Consider the following 24,925-nt stretch of genomic DNA (forward strand, 5'->3'; position numbering starts at 1 on the left):
AATAGAGATCATGCTAAAGATATTCAACTCACTCACACGACAAAAAGAGGAATTCAAACCCATTCATGCTGGCAAAGTTGGCATGTACGTTTGTGGAGTAACTATCTATGATCTCTGTCATATTGGACATGGTCGTACGTTTGTTTCCTTTGATGTTGTTTCACGCTACCTTCGCTACCTTGGTTATGACTTGACGTTTGTTCGTAACATTACCGATATTGATGACAAAATCATCAAGCGAGCAGCAGAGAACGGCGAGACATGTGATGCGCTAACTGAGCGCTTAATCGGTGATATGCACGCCGATTTCGATGCATTGAATATGAAACGCCCAGATGTAGAGCCAAGAGCGACTCAGTTTATTCAAGAAATCATTGCTTTAGTTGAAACCTTAATTGAACGTGGTTTCGCTTACGTTGCCGACAACGGTGATGTGATGTTTGAAGTGAAGAAATACGATGAATACGGGAAGCTTTCTCGTCAGGATTTGGACCAACTTCAAGCTGGTGCTCGAGTTGACGTTGAGCTAGCAAAACGCAGCCCACTCGATTTTGTACTGTGGAAAATGTCCAAGCCAGGTGAACCAACTTGGGAATCACCTTGGGGACCTGGTCGTCCGGGCTGGCACATCGAATGTTCGGCAATGAACTCTTCTATTCTAGGCGACCATTTTGATATTCATGGTGGTGGCTCAGATTTGCAATTCCCACACCATGAAAATGAAATTGCTCAGTCATGCTGTGCTCATGATACTCAGTATGTGAATACTTGGATGCACAGTGGTATGGTGATGGTTGATCGTGAGAAAATGTCTAAGTCACTAGGCAACTTCTTCACGATTCGCGATGTTTTGACGCATTACGATGCGGAAACGGTTCGTTATTTCTTAATGTCTGGTCATTATCGTAGCCAACTCAACTACAGCGAAGAAAACCTAAATCAAGCTCGCGCTTCACTTGAGCGTTTATATACTTCTCTTCGTGGCTTGGATTTGACCGCGTCACCAGCAGGTGGTGAAGAGTACGTAACTCGCTTTACAGAGTCTATGAACGACGATTTCAATACACCTGAAGCTTATTCAGTGCTGTTTGATATGGCACGTGAAGTAAACCGCCTTAAAGGTGAAGATCTAGAAAAAGCGTCTGCATTGGGTGCATTACTGCGCGAATTAGCGGATGTGATTGGTATTCTTCACCAAGATCCAGAGGCATTCTTGCAAGGTGGCGCAGCGGCGGGTAATGATGACGAAGTGGCTGAAATTGAAGCTCTGATCAAACTGCGTAACGACTCTCGTGCAGCGAAGGATTGGGCAAACGCGGATATGGCGCGCGACAAGCTAACCGAAATGGGTATCGTACTTGAAGATGGTCCTGAAGGGACAATCTGGCGTCGTAAGTAATAACGATTTTATAAAGGGCTGAGATTTCAGCCCTTTTTTCTGATTTAGATTCTTGGAAACATTCTGTGGCTCAAATGTATTTCTATTACTCGGCGATGAACGCGGGTAAATCGACAACTCTTCTTCAATCTTCATTTAATTATCAAGAGCGTGGTATGAATCCTTTGATTTACACTGCAGCGCTTGATGATCGTTACGGCATGGGTAAAGTCAGTTCCAGAATTGGTCTGCAATCGGAAGCTCAATTGTTTAATGAGAAAACCGATCTCTACGCAGAAATATCAAATCACAATGCCGAAGAAAAACGCCACTGTATTTTGATTGATGAGTGCCAGTTTCTTTCCCGTGATCAAGTGTATCAGCTGACAGAAGTCGTCGATAAGTTAGGCATCCCGGTTTTATGTTATGGCTTGCGAACCGATTTTCTTGGTGAGCTTTTCGAAGGAAGCCGCTATTTACTTTCATGGGCAGATAAACTGGTAGAACTGAAAACTATTTGTCATTGTGGAAGAAAAGCCAACATGGTGATTCGAACCGACGAGCAGGGCAACGCCATCGCTGAAGGCGATCAAGTGGCTATTGGTGGAAACGATCGATATGTCTCGGTTTGCAGAAAGCACTATAAAGAAGCGTTAGGCAAATAAGAGCGCAACAGACACAGGCAAAAAGAGCACTAGAAAGGTGCTCTTTTACGTTATGGGATAGCGCAAGTTAGCTGTTCCAATACAGGTTAACTATTTATAAGGTTAACCATCTACGGAGTTAATTATGTACAAGGCTAACTTTAGCTCTGCGAACCAAAAGTCTTAGCGGCATAGGCGACTCTTTCCGCTGGCTTAGGGTATTCCGCTGGTTCGCCAAGGCTTTCTATATGCCTAAGCCTTGGTAGCAACCCGCAACCATTGGCAATCTGTATTGCCAAGCCCGGTCTAGCGTTTAGCTCCAAAACCATAGGGCCTTCTTCTCTGTCCAGCACCATATCGGTGCCCATATAACCCAGCCCTGTCATTTCCCACGCACTGGATGCCAACACCAATAAGCGCTCCCAATGAGGGACTTGCAGCGTAGAGAGATCTTTCCCAGTATCTGGGTGAGCTTTAATGGGTTGATCAAACTGCACCGCTCGAATTGCTTTGCCTGTGGCAATATCGATGCCCACGCCTACCGCGCCTTGGTGCAAGTTTGCTTTTCCGTCTGAATCGGATGTCGATAATCGCATCATTGCCATCACAGGATAGCCTTTGAACACAATAATACGAACATCGGGGACGCCTTCGTAACTAAAACCTTCGAAGCAATCATCAAATTTAATTAGGTTTTCCACGACCGCGACATCATTCTTGCCACCAAGAGAAAACAAACCCGCGAGTGCGTTACTTACGTGGCGTTCTACGTCTTCTTTATTGATGGCTGAACCCGATGGCTTAATGTACTCCCCATCTTTATGCGAAGTAACAACCAATATGCCTTTGCCACCACTGCCTTGGGCTGGCTTAATCACAAACCCAGGCCAGTCTTTCACCATATTGTGAATCGTCTTTACTTCCGCTTGGTGGCTAATAACACCAATCAACTTGGGTACTGTTGCTCCAGCGCGTTCAGCGATGATTTTCGTTTTCAGTTTATCGTCAACTAATGGGTACTTTGAGCGATCGTTATATCGCCCAATGTAGCTATGATTTCGTTGATTCATGCCCATAATCCCTTTGCTTTTCAGCTTGAAGGGTGAGGTGAACTTACTCCACATGGCTTTAGTCCTCTGCTAGTGGCTTAAAGCGTCTAAGTTCGGTTAAGCGGTAACCTGTGTAGGTACCGAGTAACAAAATCAGAGCAAGAACAATGAGCTGAAGCCCAATAAAGTTGAACGTCAGGTGCTGAACAAATGGGTTGGTCATCGCTAGGTAAACCAATACCGCAGTGAGGAGGGAGCCTCCACCTTGGATAAATACCTCTTTACCGCCTTCTTCTTCCCAAAGAATCGACATTCTTTCGATTGTCCAAGAAAGAATAATCATCGGGAAGAAGGTAATGGTCAGCCCTTCATTTAAGCCGATATTGAAAGAGACAATGGTAAAGATAGAAATGATTAAGATAACCGTGATAATGACGGCGGAGATTCGTGCGACCAACAGTAGGTTGAGTTTCGATAGATACCCACGTATTACCAAACCTGTACCAACGATCAACAAGAAACCGACGATACCCGTTAGGAGCTGAGTCTGTACAAACGCGACTGCGATGAGCACCGGCATAAATGTTCCAGACGTTTTCAAACCAACAATGACCCGCAGGAATACAACAATCAACGCCCCAATTGGAATGAGCATGATGGTTTTAAACATCGATTGCTCAGCAATAGGCAAACTGTGAATGGAGAAATTCAGCAAGCTGTCAGCTTCTACTTTTTTACTGGTTGCTTGCTGTGGTGTGACCTCTTGAGCAATCATCGAAAACAGTACTTGGCTGTTCTTACCGCCAATCAGATCAAGGAGCGAGATATTAGAATCGTCCCACACAAGCCAGTGGCTTTGCTTTCCTTGAACACCGGTATTGGTATCGAAAAGTTCCCAGCTTTCGCCATCCCAAACCTCAATCATCGGAATGATGTTTTGGCGGCGGCGTCCATCTTCAAGTTGGATGACACCGACAACTTTATTGGGAATATCAGCGTAGCTAAGTAATTTTGATGTAGTGCTTACTGCGTCTTTTGCATTTAGCAACAAAGCTGCGTTTTGGTTATCACTGTCATTAAGCTGCTTGATCAGCTCACGAGTTAATGTTGCGTTATCGGCGCTGCGATTTGTTGCTTGCTGAAGTAGAGACTGGGCGGCTGCATCTTGTGGGCCATCAAAAATGGGTTTTTCAATAGCTTTATCTGCTGGAGGAACCACCGCTACTTTTGCTTGCTCATCAACCAAAAATTGCGCTTTGTAGTATATAACTTGAGGCCCCGTCGCGTTTCGAATGCTCCATTCCGCTCTACGACCCGTGTCAGTATTCACATAAGCGACACCATAGCCGGGAGACGACGTGCTTTCGTTGATCAAGGTAAAACCGCTTTGCGTTCCAGGTGCGGCAAGAGATGCTTTTACAGATTCACCGTTTGCAGTGAATTCCACACGGGCTTCTACATCCCATACTTGCCTTGTTTCGCCCGGCGTCCAAGGTACGCCATAATCCGTATGACGAAGAATACTGAGTGCAATCCCTGCAACTATAAGAAAGGCGACCGCAAGGTAAAAGGGCACTTTAGACGTCATGGTACTCGTTCCTTAACGATTATTTGGTTTCAGATTGCAGATAAGATTTGCTGACATCAACAAGCGCGATGTCTTGAATAAATTCACGACCTAACAGTATTGGATGGCTCATTTGAGAACGGTCAGCTAGTGTGAATTGTGCTTTTTCATGTATTTTCCCAACTTGCACCCAAAGTTCTACCACGGGTCTACGTTCTGTTTCTTCGCTGGTGGATTGTCGAATTTTGGCATAGCGGATGACGGGGGACTCAATCCAAAGTTGATCTTCTTTTGCCGTTTTATCATCGCTGATATGGAACTTAATCCATGTTTTACCATTACGTTCGAATTCTTGAATGTCGACGGCATTGATAGAAGATGTAGCGGCTCCAGTATCAACACGTGCATCAAACTGCTGTTTAATCGTGTCGACTTTAACTTTCTCAATACCACCTAGAACAATGGTTTGAGAAGGTTCGATAGCGGGTTTTGCCTGCTTTGGCGGTTCGCTAGTCGCTTTTTTAGCTTTTAGCTTTTTGAACTGAGCAGCTTGATCTTGTCTGAGTTTAGCCACTTCGTTGTTTAAATTGGACAGCTCTATACTCAAGTAATTAATTTGATCATTTTGTTTGTCAATTTGAGCAGAATAAGAGTGAAGCTGATTGGTCAGGTTTGTTTCAGATTGTTGGATGGCAGCTTGTGTAGACTGACTGTATTTATCGCCATCGATCAGCGAACATCCGGAAAGCGCTGTAATAACAGCTAAGGCGGCAACCTTCTTAAGCATTATTGACCTATTTTTGCGGGTTAAAAGCGGGAAGTGAGACAAAGTGTATATTATAAAAAAGGATGCGTGAAGCATCCTAATGTTAATCTGTTGTCAGAGCTTACTGAGCTTTTTTGAGATCTTTACCCCAAACCACAAAATTTTGAAAGTTAAGGGTTCTTTGCAACCAGAACGGCGCGCCTTGGTGCAGGGTAGCCTTCTACGGTTTTGCTTGGATCGGCGGGGTCGAGATAATCAGGTAAGGAGTTGTGTGTCATCCAGCCTGTTGTGCGTTGTTCACCCGTTGATGTGACATTTTCATCAACGATACGAACATCTTCAAATCCACATTTTTCCAACCAAACTTTCAATGCTTTAGCTGATGGGAAAAAGTACACATTACGCATTTGAGCATACCGATCGACGGGTACTAATACCGCGTTTTCATCACCTTCAATAACCAAGGTTTCCAAAATAAGCTCGCCACCAGAGACCAATTGGTTTTTCAGTTGGATGATGTGATCTAGAGGAGAGCGACGGTGGTACAAAACTCCCATACTGAATACTGTGTCAAATGCTTGCAACTCAGGCAGTTGCTCAATACCAAGCGGTAACAAGTGGGCACGTTGGTCACCACCCATCAGTTTTCTGATGGCTTCAAACTGCACTAAAAAAAGATGTGAGGGGTCAATGCCCACACACAGTCTTGCCCCTTCGCCCAACATACGCCACATGTGGTAGCCATTACCACAGCCCACATCTAAAACCGAGCGATCTTTTAAAGGGGAGATATGTGGAAGTACGCGATCCCATTTCCAATCACTTCTCCACTCTGTATCGATGTGGATGTCATGGAGGTTGTAAGGGCCTTTACGCCATGGATGAAAAGTCTTTAGCAGATTTTCTAGTTTTTTTAACTCGCCGGAAGCTAAGGGAGCATTGTTGGATAATGTTACCGAATCTTTTAAGTCGACATTGTCTGGTTTGCCTTCCTGAATCTTATTCAGCGCTTTAAGCCAGCGTTCGAAATCACCGTGCTCTGCATTTTGCCAGTCTGTAAGCTGCTGAGGCAGGATATTCAACCAAGGTTGAAGGCGAGTGTCTTGAGCAATAAGTTGGTAAAAATTAGAAAAATTGAACATGGTATCGTCGTTAAAATTTCAATATAAAAGAGTAAAGAGCGTTCGCTATTTAACTGCGAACATAGAGCCGAAGTTGAAGCATTGGAACCACACTTCATAACTTGAGAATCCAATTTTTTCGAATCGCTCTTTATGTGCTTGTATGGAATCTGGGCGCATGACATTTTCAATGGCACTGCGTTTTTGGCTTATTTCTAGTTCGCTGTAGCCATTGGCGCGCTTAAAGTCGTGGTGCAGATCAATCAAGAGCTCATTCGCTGATTCGCTTTCAAACACATACTTTTCAGACAAAATTAGGATGCCACCGGGTTTTAACCCTGCGTGTATCTTTTCAAGCAGAATAAAGCGATCTTCGGGGGACAAAAACTGAAGTGTAAAATTCAATACGACTACAGACGCGTTGTTGATTTCAATGTTACGTATGTCTGCTTCAACGACCTCAACCGGCGTTTCAGAGCGGTAGGCGTTTACATGCAATTTGCAACGCTCCACCATGGCTTGCGAGTTATCGACAGCAATAATTTTGCAACCGTCTTGTTTAATGTGGCGTCGCATAGAGAGCGTTGCGGCGCCTAAAGAACAGCCTAAATCATAAATATTGGAATTAGGTGTGACAAAACGTTCAGCGAGCATGCCAATAGCAGAGATGATGTTGCTGTAACCAGGAACGGATCGTTGGATCATATCAGGGAAAACTTCAGCAACATTCGCATCGAAAGTAAAATCTCCAATCTTTTCAATAGGGGTGGAAAAGATGGTGTCTTTATGGCTCATAGCAAACTCGTAATCGTAGACAAAAACGCGACCTGAACTCAGATCTTAAAAAAGGGGCGTATTCTAAGAAATATTTGCCTTTCTGTCACCAAGGGTTTTCTCGCTTGATGGACGGACGTCAAAACATACTGATTTGTTTGTTATCAGCGAAAGCAGGGGAAGCCGCGAGTTCAGGTAAATCTGTTTGTTTTTGTAATATTCCGTATAGCGCGCGAGCAAAATCTGGTGCGTCAATATTGTCTGGCGTATGGATCATCAAATAAGGCTGTTTCCCTTCAGCAATCCAACTTGGAATCTTAGCCAGCCAAGGTTGAAAGAAAGGAAGATTAGCCTCTAATTCAGGGTGACCTATAAAGCGAATCATTGGATTTGAGGCAGTAGAGACCGCATGAGCCGGCACCTTGGGTTTCTTTTTGTGAGCGTCAATAACGGCATCAGAGACTGGCGCTGCGGAATGTACTGGGCGGCTATCCATAATGATACGGTCTATCCCTTCCTCATAAAGCCAGCGATTCAACGCCTGTTCTTCTTTCCCTTTATTGAAAAACTCTAAATGCCTGACTTCAACGCCAAGAGGGAAGTCCTTGGGAAATAGGCGGCAAAAGGATTTAAGGGCTGGTAAATCACGAGGGCTGAAATGCGCAGGAAGTTGAATCGTCCACATACCGACACGGTGATGTATCGGTTCCATCACGCTCATGAATTCTTTTAGCAGTGCTTCGCACCCGTGAAGCTTATGATCATGAGTGATGCTTTTAGGGAGCTTAAAGGTAAATCGAAAGTCATCATGGGTAGCGGCTTTCCAATTTTGAACTGTGGAATCAGAAGGCGTAGCGTAAAATGTTGTGTTGCCTTCTACTGTATGAAACACCCGAGCGTATTTCTCCAGCCTTTCTGAGTTCTGAGTCCCACTGCCATAAAACCCCGCCTGCCATGCATTGTGAGACCACATGGTCAGACCTAGCCGAAGAGGTAAGATCTGCATATTCCGTTATCTATATATTGGTGATAGCCATTACCTTACGAGATTTTTGAAGCGAAGGGCAAATTCAAGATATAATCCTGCTCCATATTCTTAGTTTTGGTGCTTATTTGGTCAATTGATTGGCAAAATGGCATCAAGACTCGATAAATCGCAACAAATTGTATTCGATGAGGTCGATTTTAGCCGACTTTCAGCGTATAAATGGCACTTTGCACTGTCGATAATATCAAGCATCGGCAGCTTAGAAATTGATAACTAATTAGAGATTGGGAAATTCATTATGCGTACCCATTATTGTGGTCACCTGAACAAGTCCCTTGCAGGACAAACTGTAGAACTGTGCGGCTGGGTAAACCGTCGCCGTGATTTAGGCGGTCTTATCTTCATTGATATGCGAGATCGTGAAGGTGTAGTTCAGGTAGTCGTAGACCCGGATATGGCAGATGCTTACGAAGTAGCTAACCAGTTGCGTAATGAATTTTGCATCAAATTGACGGGTGAAGTTCGCGCTCGTCCAGATAGCCAAGTTAACAAAGACATGGCGACAGGCGAAGTTGAGATTCTGGCGAAAGGCTTGGAAATCATCAACCGCAGCGACGTACTTCCATTAGACTTCAACCAGAATAACTCTGAAGAGCAGCGTTTGAAGTTCCGTTACTTGGATCTACGTCGTCCTGAAATGAGCGATCGCATCAAATTGCGTGCAAAAGCCTCGAGCTTTGTTCGCCGCTTCCTAGATGACAATGGTTTCCTAGACATTGAAACGCCAGTGCTGACAAAAGCAACACCTGAAGGCGCTCGTGACTACCTTGTTCCTAGCCGTGTACACAAAGGCAGCTTCTACGCTTTACCTCAGTCACCTCAGCTGTTTAAGCAGCTTCTGATGATGTCGGGTTTTGATCGCTACTACCAAATCGTTAAATGTTTCCGTGATGAAGACTTGCGAGCGGATCGTCAGCCTGAATTTACCCAAATAGATATCGAAACTTCGTTCATGAGTGCGGAAGAAGTTCGTGCAACGACTGAAAAAATGGTTCGCGATATGTGGCAAGAGCTACTGAACGTAGATTTGGGTGAATTCCCAATTATGCCGTTTAGTGAAGCGATTCGTCGTTTTGGTTCTGATAAGCCTGATTTGCGTAACCCGCTTGAATTGGTTGACGTAGCCGATCTAGTGAAAGACGTTGAATTCAAAGTTTTCTCTGGTCCTGCGAACGATGAAAAAGGTCGTGTTGCTGTAATACGTGTTCCTGGTGGCGCTAAGCTAACTCGTAAGCAAATCGACGGGTACGGTGAGTTCGTTGGTATCTACGGCGCGAAAGGTTTGGCGTGGATGAAAGTGAACGATCGCGCAGCTGGTATGGAAGGCATTCAGTCTCCAGTGGCTAAGTTCCTAAGTGAAGAAGTCATCAGTGGTATTCTAGAGCGTACTGGCGCAGAAACGGGCGACATCATCCTGTTTGGTGCAGACAAAGCGAACACGGTTGCGGAAGCGATGGGCGCACTTCGTTTGAAGTTGGGTAAAGATTTAGAATTAACCAATGAATCTGCTTGGGCACCGCTGTGGGTTGTCGACTTCCCAATGTTTGAAGAAGATGACGAAGGTAACCTACATGCCATGCACCACCCGTTCACTTCTCCACTGGGTGTGACAGCACAAGAATTGAAAGCGAACCCTGCCGCGGCAAACTCAAATGCATACGATATGGTCATTAATGGTTACGAAGTGGGCGGTGGCTCTGTTCGTATTCATAATGCAGAAATGCAAGCGACCGTATTTGATATTTTGGGTATCGATGCAGACGAGCAACGCTTGAAGTTTGGATTCTTGCTGGATGCACTTAAATTCGGTACGCCTCCGCATGCTGGCTTAGCATTTGGTTTGGACCGTTTGGTTATGTTGCTGTGTGGAACGGAAAATATCCGTGACGTGATTGCATTCCCTAAAACGACGGCAGCAGCGTGTCTACTAACGGATGCACCAAGCCTAGCTAACCCAGCAGCTTTGGATGAGCTAGCGATTGCGGTAACGGTAGCAAAAGAAAAAGACGCCGAGTAAGCGCAAATAAATGAATGAAAACTCCCGCAATTGCGGGAGTTTTTGTTTTAATGAAGAAATATCCAAAACACTTAGATGAATCTCATGTGGAACATAAATGCAGCGTCTGAGTATTCCACTAACATAAAAGGTGAATTATGGCTGGTCACAGTAAATGGGCGAACATTCGTCACCGTAAAGCGGCGCAAGATGCCAAACGAGGAAAAATCTTTACTAAGTTGATCCGAGAAATCGTTGTATCAGCAAAAGAAGGCGGTGGTGAGCCTGAAAACAATCCAAGGCTTCGTGCGGCTATTGATAAAGCTCTATCGAACAACATGACTCGAGAGACAGTTAACCGTGCCGTTAGCCGAGGTGCTGGTGGTGAAGGTGACGATAATATGGAAACCGTCATCTACGAAGGTTATGGTCCTGGTGGAACGGCCGTTATGGTCGAATGCATGACAGATAACCGAAATCGAACTGTTTCGGGCGTGCGACATGCTTTTTCTAAAGCAGGTGGTAACTTGGGCACCGACGGAAGCGTGAACTATCTTTTTGATAAGAAAGGCGTTATCTCGTACGCGCCAGGTCTGGATGAAGACGAAGTAATGGAAGCCGCATTAGAAGGTGGTGCCGACGACATTGAAACAGGGGCTGATGGCGCAATTGACGTGTACACAGATCCTGCAGATTTTGGTGATGTAAAAGATGCCTTGGATTCAGCAGGGTTCGAGGCTGCAAATGCTGAAGTGTCGCTAGTACCGTCAACCAAAGCGGATCTCGATGCTGATACCGCCCCGAAACTATTACGTTTGATTGACGCGCTTGAAGATTTGGATGATGTCCAAGAGGTCTATCATAACGGTGATATTTCGGATGAGGTTGCAGCCACGCTCTAATCTTCGCAAAGGCGCGATGTGCGTAAAGGAAAGGTATGCGGGCAGGCACAATACGGATATAAACGTATTAGCAAAAGAAAAGCCGCCCGTATTTGAAAACGTACATCGTGGCAGTCCTTTTTATATGGGAAACTTTTATGTCGATAATTCTTGGTATTGATCCAGGATCTCGCATTACTGGCTACGGAGTGATCCGTCAGCAGGGTAGGCACCTTCACTATTTGGGGAGCGGCTGTATTCGCACCTCGCATGACGATTTGCCGAGTCGATTGAAACAGATCTACGCAGGCGTGACCGAAATTATTACTCAATTTCAACCTGATGTATTTGCTATTGAACAAGTATTTATGGCGAAAAATGCCGATTCAGCGCTGAAGCTTGGGCAAGCACGTGGAAGTGCAATTGTGGCAGCCGTGAATGCCGATTTACCTGTTTATGAATATGCGGCTCGTCTTATTAAGCAGGCCGTTGTGGGAACAGGTGGTGCGGACAAATCTCAAGTTCAGCACATGGTCACGAGTATGCTTAAACTACCCGCAAAACCTCAAGCGGACGCTGCGGATGCGTTAGGTGTGGCGATATGCCATGCCAATACGAATAAAACGCTTGTAGCGCTTGCGGGTAAAGCCACAAGTGCCAAAAAGGGGCGATATCGGTAACCCTCCCAAAATTGATTGAACTGGCTATCCATCCAGTAATCCATTATTATCATTTTCACTTAATTTTATTCCATAGGACAAGATTGTGATCGGACGCCTTCGCGGTAATTTGATAGAGAAGCAGCCACCAGAACTATTGATTGAAGTTTCTGGCGTAGGGTATGAAATACAAATGCCAATGAGCTGTTTCTATGAGCTTCCTAATGTGGGTGAAGAAGCCATCATCTACACTCATTTTGTGGTGCGAGAAGACGCTCAACTGCTTTACGGGTTTAATACAGTAAAAGAGCGTGCTTTATTCCGTGAAGTAATCAAAGCCAACGGTGTTGGACCTAAACTGGGTTTAGGGATTTTGTCGGGCATGACAGCAAGCCAATTTGTTTCATGTGTGGAGCGTGAAGATATTTCCACTTTGGTAAAGCTACCAGGAGTCGGTAAAAAAACCGCAGAGCGCCTTGTTGTTGAAATGAAAGATAGGCTTAAAGGGTGGGGAGCCGGTGACCTGTTTACACCTGCTACCGATGCCGCACCTATAGATTCTGCGCCACAAAGTAGTGTACAAAATGCAGAAGAAGAAGCGATCAGTGCGTTGCTTGCCTTAGGATATAAACCACAAATGGCTTCTAAAGTCGTTTCGCAGATTGCCAAGTCAGGAATGAGCAGTGAAGAGCTTATCCGCGAAGCTTTAAAATCGATGGTATAACTTTCAAAATAGTAGACTTTTATGATCGAAGCAGACCGCCTAATTGCGCCGGAAAACCCTACCTTCAAAGAAGAAGATGTGATTGATAGGGCGATACGCCCTAAAAAACTTGAAGATTACCAAGGTCAGGACCATGTTCGTAACCAAATGGAAATCTTTATTAAAGCGGCGCAACTAAGAAGCGAAGCCCTTGATCATCTATTGATATTTGGTCCTCCAGGGTTAGGTAAAACCACACTTGCGAATATTGTCGCCAATGAAATGGAGGTGAATATTCGCACCACATCTGGTCCAGTATTAGAAAAGGCGGGCGATCTCGCTGCACTTCTGACAAATCTCGAAGAAAATGACGTGCTTTTTATCGATGAAATTCATCGGTTGAGCCCAGTCGTTGAAGAGGTACTGTACCCAGCCATGGAAGACTACCAGCTCGATATCATGATTGGAGAGGGACCGGCTGCTCGCTCCATAAAAATTGATTTACCTCCTTTCACCTTGATAGGTGCAACTACGCGGGCGGGCTCACTCACATCGCCTCTACGTGATCGCTTTGGTATTGTTCAAAGACTGGAGTACTACAACGTAAAAGATTTAAAAAACATTGTGCAGCGCAGTGCAAACTGCTTAAACCTTTCTATGGAGCCAGAAGGGGCTTTAGAAGTGGCTAGACGCGCTCGTGGTACGCCTCGTATTGCAAACCGCTTACTAAGGCGTGTGCGCGACTATGCGGAAGTAAAAGGCGATGGACACATATGCAGTGACATTGCTGATAAAGCATTGAACATGCTCGATGTGGACAGCCAAGGCTTTGACTACATGGACCGTAAGCTACTGCTTGCCATTATGGAAAAATTTACGGGTGGACCAGTAGGTTTAGATAACTTAGCAGCGGCTATTGGTGAAGAAAAAGACACGATAGAAGACGTAATCGAGCCGTATTTAATACAACAAGGCTATTTGCAAAGAACGCCCAGAGGCAGAATCGCAACAAGTCGAGCATATTTACACTTTGGCTTCGATAATCCAACAAAATAACAACATTAAATTACGCACAGTGCCATCATTAGAAAGTTGGCACTTGCGACAACTTCCCCTTCCAAAGAACCAACTTTTTCGACGTGCCACAAATTTTTTGCAGTTTCTTTCAGAACATTTTGGAATAAGAATCTAGCACGTAATTTCCCTCAAAACACTGTTAATGTGATCTATGTCAACATAACTTGCTCAAGAAACCCTACCTTGATTGATATAGATCAATTTGGTTGTTTTTTAATCGCTATTAGCCTTTTGTTTTTGACCTAAATCAAAGCAGATCTGTGCCATAAATCTTTTGAAACATACTGATTTTATCGCTAATATTAGCCCAAGCTATATTAGCTGATACTTAACATTAAACTAACCATTTGGGTACAGGATTGCAACAATAAGCAGCTATTTCGCAACATTTTACGTTGTTTGTTATTTATTGTTTCAACCGAGTAACCCAATATACGCTGCAATGTGTATCGGTGTCACTCAGCCGACACGAAAGGAGTTACCATGATTGATGTAGTTGATCTGTCGCGGTTGCAATTTGCACTCACCGCGATGTATCACTTCCTATTCGTTCCATTGACTTTAGGTATGGCTTTCCTGCTTGCCATAATGGAATCGCTCTATGTAATGACCGACAAGCAAATCTACAAGGACATGACAAAGTTCTGGGGTAAGCTTTTTGGTATTAACTTTGCTCTCGGTGTCGCAACCGGTCTAACAATGGAATTCCAGTTTGGTACTAACTGGTCCTATTACTCCCACTATGTTGGTGACATATTTGGTGCGCCACTAGCCATTGAAGCTCTCGTCGCTTTCTTTTTAGAGTCCACTTTTGTCGGTCTTTTCTTCTTTGGTTGGGACAGGCTATCTAAGCGACAGCACTTGGTCGTGACTTGGCTAGTAGCATTAGGTTCGAATTTCTCTGCTCTTTGGATTCTCGTCGCCAATGGCTGGATGCAAAACCCAGTTGGAGCTGAGTTCAATTTCGAAACCATGCGTATGGAAATGGTGAGCTTTTCTGAAGTGGTATTAAATCCAGTTGCTCAAGTTAAGTTCGTACACACTGTGGCTTCAGGCTATACCTGTGGCGCGATGTTTGTACTTGGTATCAGTGCTTACTATCTATTGAAGGGGCGTGATGTCGCTTTTGCTCGCCGCTCGTTTGCCATTGCCGCTTCGTTTGGTATGGCTGCAATCTTATCTACGATTGTTCTTGGAGATGAGTCTGGCTACGAGTTGGGCGAAGTTCAGAAAGTAAAACTGGCTGCTGTTGAAGCCGAGTGGCACACAGAGCCTGCGCCTGCGGCCTTTACTGTGTTTGGTTTGCCAAATCAGGAAACCATGGAAACAGACTACGCCATTAAGATCCCTTACGTAATGGGTATTATCGCAACTCGTTCTTTTGATGAACAAGTGACAGGTTTACGTGAATTGCGTGATGACCACGTTGATCGTATCCGCAGCGGTATGTATGCGTATGAGCTTCTTGAAAAGCTTCGTGCAGGCGAGCGTTCAGAATCCAACTTAGCGGCGTTTGATGAAGTGAAGGGCGACTTAGGTTATGGCTTGCTTCTGAAGCGGTACACCGAAAACGTGACTGATGCGACTGAAAGCCAAATTCAAGCAGCCGCCGATGATTCTATTCCTACTGTATGGCCATTGTTCTGGTCGTTCCGAATCATGGTTGCGTGTGGCTTTATCATGTTATTCGTATTTGGTGCAGCGTTTGTGCAAACTTGTCGCCAAAGAATTGAACAGAAACCTTGGATTCTTAAAGCAGCGCTGTTCAGTATTCCACTGCCGTGGATTGCTATTGAAGCAGGATGGTTTGTTGCTGAGTATGGTCGTCAGCCATGGGCAGTAGGTGAGATATTACCTGTACATGTCGCTGCATCGGCCCTGACGGCAGCAGAAATCTGGACGTCATTGTTTGTGATTCTTGCTCTGTATACGGTTTTCTTGATTGCAGAAGTTTACTTAATGGTGAAGTTTGCTCGTAAAGGTCCTAGTAGCCTGAAAACGGGTCGTTACCACTTTGAACAGAATGCAGATTCGATCGAAGACAAAGTCGGTCGCCAAGTAGAAGCTTAAGCAAGGAGATTTAAGATGTTTGATTACGAAATCTTGCGATTCATTTGGTGGGTACTGATTGGTGTCCTCTTTATTGGCTTCGCAATTACCGATGGATTCGACATGGGCGTGGGTGCGCTGGTTCCTGTCATCGGCAAAAACGACACAGAACGTCGTGTCATGATTAACTCAATTGCACCACATTGGGATGGCAACCAAGTTTGGCTGATCACCGCTGGTGGTGCCTTGTTTGCCGCTTGGCCTTTGGTATACGCCACCTCGTTCTCTGGGTTCTACCTAGCAATGGTTGTGACACTGGCCGCCTTATGGTTGCGCCCAGTCGGCTTGGATTACCGTTCAAAGATTGAAGACCCAAAATGGCGAAAGTCTTGGGATATTGCCATTTCAATCAGTGGCTTCGTGCCTCCTCTAATCTTTGGTGTTGCATTTGGTAACTTGCTTCAGGGCGTACCATTCAAGCTGAGTGAATTCTTAATGCCAACGTATCACGGTTCGTTCTTCGGTCTATTGAACCCATTTGCTTTACTTTGCGGTGTGGTCAGCTTATCGATGATTGTGATGCAAGGTGCAACATGGCTTCAGATGAAAACCACTGACGCAGTGCATGACAGAGCTCGCTTTGTCGCTCAAATTTCTGGTGCGTTAGTCATTGTTACATTTGTTGGTGCTGGTTTCTGGGTACAAAACATGGATGGCTACGTTGTTGTTAGTGGGCTGGATATTGCGGCTCAATCTAATCCATTGAACAAAGTGGTGGAAGTTAAAGAAGGGGCATGGATGCTTAACTTTGAGAAGTACCCATTGATGTGGGCAGCACCTGTTATTGGTGTGGTCATGCCATTGCTAGCGATCATTGCATCTCGCTTTGAAAAAGGTGGTCTTGCATTCTTAACATCAAGCCTAACCAATGCGGGCGTCATTCTTACCGCAGGTTTTGCTATGTTCCCATTTGTAATGCCTTCTAATGAAGTACCAAACCACAGTCTGACGATGTGGGATTCCACTTCAAGTGAATTGACACTGAATCTGATGACTGGCGTCGCTTTTGTGATGGTGCCGATTATTCTGGGCTACACATCATGGACGTACTATAAAATGTTTGGTCGTCTTGATTCGAAGTTCATTGAAGAAAACAAAAACTCACTTTACTAAGGAGCATTACTATGTGGTATTTTGCATGGATCTTGGGTGTATTGCTGGCGTGCGCGTTTGGCATCATCAATGCTCTTTGGCTAGAGCACACAGAAATGATGGATAAGGACAGTGAAGAATAACTTAGCAGACAAAGTCGCTGAGCTCCACAAACCTATGGACAGAGCCCTTTTACGGGCTCTTTCCTTATTGTTGGCGTTTGGCAATGTGGGGCTCTTTATGTGGGAGCCGAACCAATATGCAGAAGAGATTGGTGGCTTTAGTGCATTTTTAGGACCGCTGTTTATCTACAGTGTATGTTCTAGCATGGTCTACGGAATAGGGTTTAAACCAAGGCATTGGGTTTGGCAGATTTACTTTAGCCCCTATTTATCAATCGCAGCCCTCACTTACTTCACTCTAGTGCGCTTTGTTGTATAGCTCGTGCTTAAACATTCGCCTCTCAGAGCAGTTATCAGACAACTGCTCTCGTTTTTTTGGTGTTAACCACAAAAAATCCCTTTATTTTTCCTGACGAAGTCACAACATGAGGTATAGTTACGTTTTATATATTTTGTGATTGGTGTCTTGGTGAAAGGGGAATTTACGCGCATCTTTGAGTGGTCTATTCGAGTTTATTACGAAGACACTGATGCGGGTGGTTTGGTATACCATTCTAATTATCTTAACTACTTTGAACGTGCTAGAACGGAACTTCTGAGATCGCTCGGAGTCTGTCAACAAAGACTTCTTACTGAAAACTTCGGTTTTGTTATACGTCATGTTGAAATGGATTTTCTACAAGGCGCAAGATTGGACGACCAATTGACAGTAAGAACATCAATTTCTGAATTAAGGCGTGCTTCCTTGGTATTTTGTCAGGAGTTAGTTAATCCTGACGGCAAGACATTGTGTCGAGCAACAGTTAAGGTAGCATTCGTTAACACAAAAACAATGAAGCCTCAGGCAATCCCAAGCTCAATGACTGCGGAGTTAATAGACAGTGACAGCTGATATTTCAATTTTAGATCTTTTCTTACAAGCAAGTTTACTCGTAAAGCTCGTGATGCTGACTTTACTCGGTATGTCAGTGGTTTCTTGGGCGATGATTATTAAGCGCAGCAAAATTTTAAAAGAAGCATTAAAAGACGCAGACCGATTTGAAGATAAATTTTGGTCGGGTGTCGACCTTTCTCAGCTGTATCAAGAAGTGAAAGCTCGAAAAGATAACATCGGTGGAACCCAACAAATTTTCTATTTGGGCTTTACTGAGTTTGCGAAGTTACGCCGCTCCCCAGGTACCTCTCCTGAATTTGTGATGGAAGGAACGGGTAGAACGATGCGAGTTGCTGTTGCTCGTGAAGTGGACGAGCTAGAACACAGCTTGCCGTTTTTAGCAACCGTGGGTTCAATTACTCCTTACATCGGGTTATTTGGTACGGTTTGGGGCATCATGCATGCCTTTATAGCACTTGGTGAAGTGAAACAAGCGACGCTTGCCATGGTGGCACCAGGTATAGCAGAAGCGCTGATCGCAACAGCAATGGGGCTTTTTGCTGCGATTCCTGCTGTTATGGCGTACAACCGCTTCAGCAATCAGGTATCGAAACTAGAGCACACCTACGCAACATTCTCGGAAGAATTCCACAGTATTTTGCACCGTCAGGCTATCGCTGGTAAGGAACAGTAATGGCAGGCTACCAGCGTAAGAAAAGAAAGCTGACGGCAGAGATTAACGTCGTACCTTATATCGACGTTATGCTGGTACTTCTAATTATCTTTATGGTGACGTCGCCGTTTGTTACGCAAGGCGTCGAAGTTGAGTTACCAAAAACAACAACAGCGCAGCCTGCTTCTGATTTAGCAGGCGACAGCGAAGCGAGCTTTATCATCGTAGAGATAGACAAAGATGGGCAATTAGGGCTCAGCGTGAACGATGAAGACGTAATTCGCGGTCTTAGTTTGGAAGACATAATTGTTCGAGTGAAAGCTGAAATATCTCTTGCGCCAGATTCTCCAGTTGCAGTGGGAGGCGACGCCGCCACCCCATATGCTGAAGTCGTATTGGTATTGGACGAGTTAAGCCGGGCAGGCATCCCTAAAGTGGGTTTGCTGACGGATTTAAAATAGGGACGCATCGGTTCATCGATGAAAAATAAGAACAACTATACCTCAGCAATCATTGTATCCGCCGTTTTGCACGTAGTGCTTATTGGGGGACTTCTATGGGGCGCGGACTTTTCCGAGCCAAAGAAGGACACAACAGGCAATATGGTTCAGGCGGTTGTGATTGATCCAAAAATGGTTCAACAGCAAGCTCGAGAAATTAGACAGCAACGAGAAGCCGCCCAACGCGCTGAAGAAGAGCGCTTAGATAAATTAAGAAAGCAAAGCGAGCAGCTAGAGAAAAATCGAAAAGCTGAAGAAGAGCGGATTCGAAAGCTCAAGCAAGAAAAAGCCAAGGCAGAAAAAGCCGCGAGAGAAGCTGAAAAAGCGCGTCAGAAGAAAGAACAAGAGCGTAAGGCTGCAGAGCAAAGAGCAAACAAAGAACGCGAGCGTGTCGCTAAGGCTGAAGCAGAACGTAAAGCCAAGGAAGAAGCGGTGAAAAAGGCAGAGGCAGAGCGAGTTAAAAAAGAGGCTGCCATTGCCAAAGCTGAACAAGAAAGGGTTGCGAGAGAGAAAGCAGCCAAAGAAGCGGAAGAAAAAGCCAAACGCGAGCGTGAAGCAGCCAAGAAGGCAGAGGCGGACCGCATAGCGAAAGAAAAAGCTGCGAAAGAAGCCGCTGAGAAAGCTAAAAAAGAAAAAGAACGTTTAGAGCGCCTTGAAAGGGAACGAAAAGAGCAAGAAGCGGCTCTAAACGACATCTTTGCTGGTCTTGAAAGTGAAGTTTCTCAAAATTCTGCTGCAAAACAGCAGCATGTTGTCAGCGAAGTACAGAGATATGGCGCAATTTATAAGCAACTTATTCAGAGTCGACTATTGAGGGATGACTCATTTGTGGGAAAGTCGTGTAAAGTCAATATGCGCCTAATACATACCGGTAACAATGCTATTGTTAATGGCGTTAAAGTATTAGGCGGTGACTCTCGCGTGTGTACTGCGACCAAAAGTGCGATTGCGCAAGTTGGCTCTTTCCCTGTCCCAAGTGACAAAGATGTGGCAGAAGAGCTAAAAAATATCAATCTAACTGTTGAATTGGATTAAAAGGACTAAGAAGTGACTAAACGCCTTTTACTAGGACTGCTGGTGCTGTTAACCAGCATGGCGAACGTAGCCAACGCCGCTTTAGAGTTGGTGATCACAGATGGTATTGATTCGGCCCGACCGATTGCCATCATTCCATTCAAATGGGAAGGTGAGGGTAAGTTACCTCACGATATCAGCGCGGTTATATCCTCTGATCTTCAGCGCAGTGGTAAATTTAGCCCAGTTGCTCCTAACAAAATGCCTCAAACGCCATATTCCGATGTCGATGTTGATTTCTCGTCTTGGACAGCTCTTGGTGTTGATGCCTTGCTTACTGGTTCCGTGACCAAAAAAGCTGACGGTAACTATCTCATCGAATATCAGCTTGTTGATGTTGTACGTGGTCAATTGACGAGCGGGCAAAGCAAAGCCCTAAGTGATACAGGCGAGCTTGTACTATCAAAGGACCATGTTTTATTTAATAAGCGCGCTACGGTTCCTGGTCCAAGGCTGCGTGAATATGCACACCGAATCTCTGATCTTGTATACGAGCAGCTAACTGGTGAAAAAGGCGCATTCTTAACGCGTATCGCGTATGTTGTTATTAATGATAAAGAGAAATTTCCTTACCAGCTCAGAATCGCAGACTATGATGGTTATAATGAACGCTTAGTATTGCGCTCAAAACAGCCATTGATGTCTCCAGCTTGGTCTCCAGATGCACGTCAGCTTGCGTATGTTAGCTTTCAAAATGGACGTGCTGAAATTTTCTTAATGGATATCTATTCCGGTAAACGTGAGAAGCTCACGTCATTCCCTCGTCATAATGGTGCGCCAAGATTCTCACCAGACGGTAAAAAACTGGCAATCGTATTGTCTAAAACCGGAAGCCTTCAGGTCTACGTTCTCGATTTGCAAACTAGAAAGTTGAAGCAAATAACGAGAGGTAGAGCAAATAATACAGAACCATTTTGGCATCCTGATGGGCAATCACTAATATTTACCTCGGATCGGGGTGGTAAACCTCAGATATATCGAGTAAATTTGTTAGACGGTGCGACCAACCGTCTAACTTGGCAAGGCAGCCAGAACTTGGGTGGGCAAATCACACCTGATGGAAAGTTCATGATTATGGTTAATCGGAACGATTCCGGGTTTAATTTGGCCAAGCAAGATTTGGAAACAGGAGCCGTACAAGTGTTAACAAAAACACAATTGGACGAGTCTCCAAGTATTGCGCCAAACGGTGGTATGGTCATTTACAGCTCCATGTATAGGAAGAAGAATGTACTTTCTATGGTCTCTATAGATGGTCGCTTTAAAGCTAGATTACCGGCAACGAATGGGCGCGTAAGAGCTCCCGCCTGGTCACCATTTTTGTAGAAATACCCATTTGTATGTAGTTCGGCAAATCGGTTAAAACAAAGTTTCGGACAAATAAGGAAGAAAAAGATGCAACTTAATAAAGTTCTTAAAGGGCTTCTGATTGCGCTACCAGTACTAGCTGTTACGGCATGTAGCTCAAGCGACAAAGCGGCAGAGGCTTCTACTACTTCTCAAACAAACAATACTGAGCAAGTGGTAAAAGAAGCAACTACTGAAGTAACGCCACTAGAGACAGGATCTCAGCTAACAGAGCAAGAGATCAAAGAAGCGCAACTTCGTGAAACTCAGACTGTTTACTTTGCGTTTGATAACTCAACAATCTCGTCTGATTACGAAGATATGCTAGCGGCACACGCGGCATTCATCAGTAAAGACCCTGCACTTAAAGTACGCATCGAAGGTCACGCTGATGAGCGTGGTACTCCAGAGTACAACATTGCACTAGGTGAGCGCCGTGCTGAAGCAGTCGCTAAATACCTTCAAGCTCTAGGTGTTCAGGCAGACCAAATCGAAGTAATTAGCTTCGGTGAAGAACGCCCTCTACTTCTAGGTCAAAGCGAAGACGTTTACGCTAAAAACCGTCGCGCTGTACTAGTATACTAATAGGAATTTTCCTATGTTCAGTAACTCTAAGCGACTCGTATCGCTTATGTTACTGGCAAGTGCGGCGAATGGAACGTTCGCCGCACCAGCTCCAGTAACTGATCTCAATAGCACCACTACCGCCACTTCCAACCCGTCCTCTACAAGGGTATCGTCTGTTAACGAGACGGATGTGCAGCGTCTTGAGCGCCTATTACAAAATCGCGCTAAAATCCAAATTCAAATGCAGCAGCAAATTGATGACTTAAGCTCAGAAGTAGGCGAGTTGCGTGGAATTGTTGAACGTAACTCTTACGAAATGAAGCAGATGTTAGAAAGGCAACGAGAGCTATTCGTTGAACTGGACAACATGAGGCAGCAATTACAACAGGCTCCCGTTGTTACGGCTGAGACTGGCTCTGAAACTTCTGGAACGTTCAGCACAAACAAAGACGAGCAAACGGCTTATCAGGATGCCGTTGATTTGATTTTGAAACAGCGTGATTACGCTGGTGCGATCACCGCTTTTAAGCAGTTTCAAAAAGATTTCCCAGATTCTAAATTTGCCTCAAATACTCATTACTGGTTAGGTCAGCTTTACTTTGCGAAAAAGCAAGATGTTGACGCTGCAAAAAGTTTTGCTTCAGTTGTGGCGTATAAAGAGTCAAATAAGCGTGCCGATGCTTTACTCAAGCTTGGAGATATTGCCAAGCGAAATAAAAAATCGGATGCCGCAATAAAATACTATCAACAAGTTATCAGCGAATACCCTCAAAGCGCATCAGCTGATATGGCAAAGAAACAGATGCAATAAACAGCTATCAGGGTCACTTAGTGGCCCTGGCTTATTTCTAATCTCCCGACCTTCTTTAGGCTCAACACTCTTCTTCCAATCAAAATGAAATAACTAATTCATCACTTGCCTATCTAGGCTCTGGAAGCTTGCAGCCGTTTGGGTATACAATACCCGGATTACTTGGAAGTTGCGTAGAGCAAGAGCAATGAGCCACATTTTAGACACAATTGAGACCGTATACCCTTTTCCTCCAAAACCCGTTCCTCTAACAGATGATCAAAAGCAGCAACACATAACAAATATCAAAAAGTTGCTGAAGGAAAAAGACGCGGTATTGATTGCACATTACTACACTGATCCTGAAATTCAGGCGTTAGCAGAAGCCACTGGCGGCTTCGTTGGCGATTCTTTGGAAATGGCGAAGTTTGGTAATCGACACCCCGCAAGCACATTGATCATTGGTGGCGTGCGCTTTATGGGGGAGTCAGCGAAAATCCTGACACCAGAAAAACGCATTCTTATGCCAAATCTAGAAGCAGAATGCTCGCTTGATCTTGGCTGTCCTGCCGATAAATTCACAGAGTTCTGTGATGCCCACCCTGATCATACCGTTGTGGTTTATGCCAACACCTCTGCTGCCGTAAAAGCGCGAGCTGATTGGGTGGTGACCTCAAGCATCGCGCTAGAAATTGTCGAGCACTTAGATGCAGAAGATAAGCCCATTATATGGGGTCCCGATCGTCACTTAGGTTCTTATATTTCAAACAAAACAGGTGCAGACATGTTGCTTTGGCAAGGTGAGTGCATCGTACATGATGAATTCTCTGCTGATGCATTGAAAAAGATGAAGAATCTCTACCCAAATGCCGCTATTTTGGTTCACCCAGAATCGCCGGCGAGCGTTGTAGAATTAGCCGATTCAGTGGGTTCAACTAGCCAATTGATCAAGTCAGCTAAAGAGTTACCGCATCAACAAATGATTGTCGCTACAGACAAAGGTATCTTCTTTAAAATGCAGCAATTGGTGCCTGAAAAAGAACTTATCGAAGCGCCAACTGCTGGTGCTGGTGCGACTTGTCGTAGCTGTGCTCACTGCCCGTGGATGGCAATGAATGGTCTGTCTGCGATTGAGAGTGCGCTAACAGATGGTGGTAAAGAGCACGAAATCTTTGTTGATGAAGACGTTCGAGTAAAGTCTCTTATCCCATTAAACCGCATGTTGGATTTCGCAGAGCAGCTTAATATGCAGGTGAAAGGTAATGCTTAAGTCTAAATAGCTTGAGTCTAAAAGAGCTTAAGGCTACAGAGCCTAGGTCAAAAGCTCTTGATAAGCACTGATAAAAACGAAAAATGCCGCGATACACGCGGCATTTTTAGTTCTAGCAAGGTTTGTCTAAAAGCTGTTTTTTTAAGATCTGTTTGCTCAAAAACTGTGGATTCTAGAACTTGGATTTCAAAGGCAATAGCTAATCTGTTACTGCGCTTCAGCTAGTGCAACACCGCGCTGAGTTAAGCCACAAAGCATGACGGGTATGGCATTGAAAATCTCTTCAAACTGTTCTAACCCCTCGATCCCTTGCTGAGCGAGCGTCGATACTGCCGTTTCTGGGTCATAAAGCATGCTCATAGATAAAATAACACCACCTAGAAGGGCATTATCTTCACTGTCTTCTGGCATTAGTGTTTCCCAATCATCTCGGGATACTCCCCAGCCTTGAAGCAGCCCTTCAGTGAAGTTTCTTGCTTCTTCATTGACGATTTCTTCGTCATCCAAGGCGCAGTTTTCAGGCCACTGCCAAGACCCTTCAAGCAGTTTTGGTCTTGCATCATTCCAAATCGCAATAACTTGATCTGCAAAGGATTCTAAGTGTTCTGGTGTTGAGAAGGGGGCGACTTCTTCACCACCCCAAAGAAACGCAAGCCATTCAGCTGGGTCAATAATATTTGGAGCAGCTGCCATGGAGGTAACAAACCCACGGATTTGGTATTCATTTAAAATTTTGCCTTCCATTTCTGGTAAAGCAAGCAATTCTGTTAAAGTCAAAATACGTTCCCTTCTTGAGTGATTGAGGTAGTGTATCAAGCTCACACGACTGGAAAAAGACTTGATG

27 protein-coding genes are annotated in these 24,925 nt (G+C 44.7%); 20 read left to right on the forward strand and 7 right to left on the reverse strand.

Going from position 1 to position 24,925, the window contains the following annotated elements; all coding sequences use genetic code 11:
* The first annotated feature begins 10 nt into the window (after positions 1-10).
* Positions 11-1,399, forward strand: coding sequence for a cysteine--tRNA ligase (cysS, locus tag LDO37_RS05945; protein WP_126607179.1), 1,389 nt, complete (start codon positions 11-13; stop codon positions 1,397-1,399).
* Positions 1,400-1,464: 65 nt separating this feature from the next.
* Positions 1,465-2,043 (forward strand): thymidine kinase, encoded by a 579-nt coding sequence (locus LDO37_RS05950; RefSeq protein ID WP_126607178.1) that lies wholly within the window; start codon positions 1,465-1,467, stop codon positions 2,041-2,043.
* A gap of 140 nt (positions 2,044-2,183) precedes the next feature.
* Here LDO37_RS05950 and LDO37_RS05955 read toward each other — a convergent pair whose 3' ends face one another.
* The 6 genes from LDO37_RS05955 to LDO37_RS05980 all read right to left on the reverse strand — a co-directional run bounded on the left by LDO37_RS05955 (position 2,184) and on the right by LDO37_RS05980 (position 8,305).
* Positions 2,184-3,146: an alpha-L-glutamate ligase-like protein gene (locus LDO37_RS05955; RefSeq protein ID WP_126607177.1), complete on the reverse strand. Its 963-nt coding sequence runs from the start codon at positions 3,144-3,146 to the stop codon at positions 2,184-2,186.
* A 4-nt stretch (positions 3,147-3,150) separates the two neighbouring features.
* A complete protein-coding gene (locus LDO37_RS05960) occupies positions 3,151-4,659 on the reverse strand; it encodes an inactive transglutaminase family protein (RefSeq protein WP_126607176.1) in 1,509 nt (502 codons plus the stop codon).
* Positions 4,660-4,678: 19 nt separating this feature from the next.
* Positions 4,679-5,425 carry an ATP-dependent zinc protease family protein gene (locus LDO37_RS05965; RefSeq protein ID WP_126607175.1) on the reverse strand — a complete coding sequence of 249 codons (747 nt, stop codon included), beginning with the start codon at positions 5,423-5,425 and terminating at the stop codon, positions 4,679-4,681.
* A gap of 149 nt (positions 5,426-5,574) precedes the next feature.
* Complete coding sequence (gene cmoB / locus LDO37_RS05970) at positions 5,575-6,546, reverse strand: tRNA 5-methoxyuridine(34)/uridine 5-oxyacetic acid(34) synthase CmoB (protein ID WP_126607174.1); 972 nt, start codon at positions 6,544-6,546, stop codon at positions 5,575-5,577.
* Between the two features lie 45 nt (positions 6,547-6,591).
* Complete coding sequence (gene cmoA / locus LDO37_RS05975; protein ID WP_126607173.1) at positions 6,592-7,320, reverse strand: carboxy-S-adenosyl-L-methionine synthase CmoA; 729 nt, start codon at positions 7,318-7,320, stop codon at positions 6,592-6,594.
* Between the two features lie 118 nt (positions 7,321-7,438).
* Positions 7,439-8,305 carry a DUF72 domain-containing protein gene (locus LDO37_RS05980; protein WP_126607172.1) on the reverse strand — a complete coding sequence of 289 codons (867 nt, stop codon included), beginning with the start codon at positions 8,303-8,305 and terminating at the stop codon, positions 7,439-7,441.
* A gap of 127 nt (positions 8,306-8,432) precedes the next feature.
* Between LDO37_RS05980 and LDO37_RS30200 the strand changes: the two genes are divergently transcribed.
* The 18 genes from LDO37_RS30200 to nadA all read left to right on the forward strand — a co-directional run bounded on the left by LDO37_RS30200 (position 8,433) and on the right by nadA (position 24,081).
* Positions 8,433-8,564, forward strand: a complete 132-nt coding sequence (locus LDO37_RS30200; protein WP_263422447.1) for a hypothetical protein — start codon at positions 8,433-8,435, stop codon at positions 8,562-8,564.
* A gap of 21 nt (positions 8,565-8,585) precedes the next feature.
* Positions 8,586-10,364, forward strand: a complete 1,779-nt coding sequence (gene aspS / locus LDO37_RS05985) for an aspartate--tRNA ligase (RefSeq protein ID WP_126607171.1) — start codon at positions 8,586-8,588, stop codon at positions 10,362-10,364.
* Between the two features lie 137 nt (positions 10,365-10,501).
* Positions 10,502-11,245 (forward strand): YebC/PmpR family DNA-binding transcriptional regulator, encoded by a 744-nt coding sequence (locus tag LDO37_RS05990; RefSeq protein ID WP_126607170.1) that lies wholly within the window; start codon positions 10,502-10,504, stop codon positions 11,243-11,245.
* A gap of 137 nt (positions 11,246-11,382) precedes the next feature.
* Positions 11,383-11,904, forward strand: coding sequence for a crossover junction endodeoxyribonuclease RuvC (ruvC, locus tag LDO37_RS05995; RefSeq protein WP_101112112.1), 522 nt, complete (start codon positions 11,383-11,385; stop codon positions 11,902-11,904).
* Between the two features lie 85 nt (positions 11,905-11,989).
* Complete coding sequence (gene ruvA, locus LDO37_RS06000) at positions 11,990-12,607, forward strand: Holliday junction branch migration protein RuvA (protein ID WP_126607169.1); 618 nt, start codon at positions 11,990-11,992, stop codon at positions 12,605-12,607.
* A gap of 21 nt (positions 12,608-12,628) precedes the next feature.
* Positions 12,629-13,642: a Holliday junction branch migration DNA helicase RuvB gene (gene ruvB, locus LDO37_RS06005; protein ID WP_126607168.1), complete on the forward strand. Its 1,014-nt coding sequence runs from the start codon at positions 12,629-12,631 to the stop codon at positions 13,640-13,642.
* A gap of 504 nt (positions 13,643-14,146) precedes the next feature.
* Positions 14,147-15,733 (forward strand): cytochrome ubiquinol oxidase subunit I, encoded by a 1,587-nt coding sequence (cydA, locus tag LDO37_RS06010; RefSeq protein WP_101112118.1) that lies wholly within the window; start codon positions 14,147-14,149, stop codon positions 15,731-15,733.
* A gap of 15 nt (positions 15,734-15,748) precedes the next feature.
* On the forward strand, positions 15,749-16,885 hold the full coding sequence (gene cydB / locus LDO37_RS06015; protein WP_126607167.1) for a cytochrome d ubiquinol oxidase subunit II: 1,137 nt from the start codon (positions 15,749-15,751) through the stop codon (positions 16,883-16,885).
* 11 nt (positions 16,886-16,896) lie between these two features.
* Positions 16,897-17,007 carry a cytochrome bd-I oxidase subunit CydX gene (gene cydX, locus LDO37_RS06020; protein WP_004398540.1) on the forward strand — a complete coding sequence of 37 codons (111 nt, stop codon included), beginning with the start codon at positions 16,897-16,899 and terminating at the stop codon, positions 17,005-17,007.
* Entirely contained in the window at positions 16,997-17,305 is a 309-nt protein-coding gene (gene ybgE, locus LDO37_RS06025) for a cyd operon protein YbgE (protein WP_126607166.1), read from the forward strand. The genes cydX and ybgE overlap by 11 nt, the downstream gene beginning before the upstream one ends.
* 150 nt (positions 17,306-17,455) lie before the next feature.
* Positions 17,456-17,878: a tol-pal system-associated acyl-CoA thioesterase gene (ybgC, locus tag LDO37_RS06030; protein WP_224055353.1), complete on the forward strand. Its 423-nt coding sequence runs from the start codon at positions 17,456-17,458 to the stop codon at positions 17,876-17,878.
* Positions 17,868-18,554: a protein TolQ gene (tolQ, locus tag LDO37_RS06035; RefSeq protein ID WP_101112126.1), complete on the forward strand. Its 687-nt coding sequence runs from the start codon at positions 17,868-17,870 to the stop codon at positions 18,552-18,554. Before ybgC ends, tolQ begins: the two co-directional genes overlap by 11 nt.
* Positions 18,554-18,994, forward strand: a complete 441-nt coding sequence (locus tag LDO37_RS06040) for an ExbD/TolR family protein (RefSeq protein WP_101112128.1) — start codon at positions 18,554-18,556, stop codon at positions 18,992-18,994. The genes tolQ and LDO37_RS06040 overlap by 1 nt, the downstream gene beginning before the upstream one ends.
* 18 nt (positions 18,995-19,012) lie before the next feature.
* Positions 19,013-20,068, forward strand: a complete 1,056-nt coding sequence (gene tolA / locus LDO37_RS06045; RefSeq protein WP_126607165.1) for a cell envelope integrity protein TolA — start codon at positions 19,013-19,015, stop codon at positions 20,066-20,068.
* Positions 20,069-20,080: 12 nt separating this feature from the next.
* Positions 20,081-21,433 carry a Tol-Pal system beta propeller repeat protein TolB gene (gene tolB, locus LDO37_RS06050; RefSeq protein ID WP_101112132.1) on the forward strand — a complete coding sequence of 451 codons (1,353 nt, stop codon included), beginning with the start codon at positions 20,081-20,083 and terminating at the stop codon, positions 21,431-21,433.
* 69 nt (positions 21,434-21,502) lie between these two features.
* Positions 21,503-22,039 (forward strand): peptidoglycan-associated lipoprotein Pal, encoded by a 537-nt coding sequence (gene pal / locus LDO37_RS06055; protein ID WP_101112134.1) that lies wholly within the window; start codon positions 21,503-21,505, stop codon positions 22,037-22,039.
* Positions 22,040-22,052: 13 nt separating this feature from the next.
* Complete coding sequence (gene ybgF / locus LDO37_RS06060; RefSeq protein WP_126607164.1) at positions 22,053-22,832, forward strand: tol-pal system protein YbgF; 780 nt, start codon at positions 22,053-22,055, stop codon at positions 22,830-22,832.
* Positions 22,833-23,019: 187 nt separating this feature from the next.
* On the forward strand, positions 23,020-24,081 hold the full coding sequence (gene nadA / locus LDO37_RS06065) for a quinolinate synthase NadA (protein ID WP_101112138.1): 1,062 nt from the start codon (positions 23,020-23,022) through the stop codon (positions 24,079-24,081).
* Between the two features lie 207 nt (positions 24,082-24,288).
* Here nadA and LDO37_RS06070 read toward each other — a convergent pair whose 3' ends face one another.
* Complete coding sequence (locus LDO37_RS06070; protein WP_126607163.1) at positions 24,289-24,858, reverse strand: UPF0149 family protein; 570 nt, start codon at positions 24,856-24,858, stop codon at positions 24,289-24,291.
* Positions 24,859-24,925: the final 67 nt, after the last annotated feature.

The sequence above is a fragment of the Vibrio penaeicida genome (assembly GCF_019977755.1).
Classification (GTDB): Bacteria; Pseudomonadota; Gammaproteobacteria; order Enterobacterales; family Vibrionaceae; genus Vibrio; species Vibrio penaeicida.

What these genes read in the sequence shown, in the direction of transcription:
- LDO37_RS05960 (WP_126607176.1), bottom strand. Translation starts at nt 4,659, where the DNA reads ATGACGTCTAAAGTGCCCTTTTACCTTGCGGTCGCCTTTCTTATAGTT.
- pal (WP_101112134.1), top strand. Translation starts at nt 21,503, where the DNA reads ATGCAACTTAATAAAGTTCTTAAAGGGCTTCTGATTGCGCTACCAGTA.
- tolA (WP_126607165.1), top strand. Translation starts at nt 19,013, where the DNA reads ATGAAAAATAAGAACAACTATACCTCAGCAATCATTGTATCCGCCGTT.
- cmoA (WP_126607173.1), bottom strand. Translation starts at nt 7,320, where the DNA reads ATGAGCCATAAAGACACCATCTTTTCCACCCCTATTGAAAAGATTGGA.
- ruvB (WP_126607168.1), top strand. Translation starts at nt 12,629, where the DNA reads ATGATCGAAGCAGACCGCCTAATTGCGCCGGAAAACCCTACCTTCAAA.
- cmoB (WP_126607174.1), bottom strand. Translation starts at nt 6,546, where the DNA reads ATGTTCAATTTTTCTAATTTTTACCAACTTATTGCTCAAGACACTCGC.
- ruvC (WP_101112112.1), top strand. Translation starts at nt 11,383, where the DNA reads ATGTCGATAATTCTTGGTATTGATCCAGGATCTCGCATTACTGGCTAC.
- aspS (WP_126607171.1), top strand. Translation starts at nt 8,586, where the DNA reads ATGCGTACCCATTATTGTGGTCACCTGAACAAGTCCCTTGCAGGACAA.
- ybgF (WP_126607164.1), top strand. Translation starts at nt 22,053, where the DNA reads ATGTTCAGTAACTCTAAGCGACTCGTATCGCTTATGTTACTGGCAAGT.
- cydA (WP_101112118.1), top strand. Translation starts at nt 14,147, where the DNA reads ATGATTGATGTAGTTGATCTGTCGCGGTTGCAATTTGCACTCACCGCG.
- cysS (WP_126607179.1), top strand. Translation starts at nt 11, where the DNA reads ATGCTAAAGATATTCAACTCACTCACACGACAAAAAGAGGAATTCAAA.
- LDO37_RS05990 (WP_126607170.1), top strand. Translation starts at nt 10,502, where the DNA reads ATGGCTGGTCACAGTAAATGGGCGAACATTCGTCACCGTAAAGCGGCG.
- LDO37_RS05955 (WP_126607177.1), bottom strand. Translation starts at nt 3,146, where the DNA reads ATGTGGAGTAAGTTCACCTCACCCTTCAAGCTGAAAAGCAAAGGGATT.
- LDO37_RS05980 (WP_126607172.1), bottom strand. Translation starts at nt 8,305, where the DNA reads ATGCAGATCTTACCTCTTCGGCTAGGTCTGACCATGTGGTCTCACAAT.
- LDO37_RS05965 (WP_126607175.1), bottom strand. Translation starts at nt 5,425, where the DNA reads ATGCTTAAGAAGGTTGCCGCCTTAGCTGTTATTACAGCGCTTTCCGGA.
- cydB (WP_126607167.1), top strand. Translation starts at nt 15,749, where the DNA reads ATGTTTGATTACGAAATCTTGCGATTCATTTGGTGGGTACTGATTGGT.
- cydX (WP_004398540.1), top strand. Translation starts at nt 16,897, where the DNA reads ATGTGGTATTTTGCATGGATCTTGGGTGTATTGCTGGCGTGCGCGTTT.
- nadA (WP_101112138.1), top strand. Translation starts at nt 23,020, where the DNA reads ATGAGCCACATTTTAGACACAATTGAGACCGTATACCCTTTTCCTCCA.
- LDO37_RS30200 (WP_263422447.1), top strand. Translation starts at nt 8,433, where the DNA reads ATGGCATCAAGACTCGATAAATCGCAACAAATTGTATTCGATGAGGTC.
- LDO37_RS06040 (WP_101112128.1), top strand. Translation starts at nt 18,554, where the DNA reads ATGGCAGGCTACCAGCGTAAGAAAAGAAAGCTGACGGCAGAGATTAAC.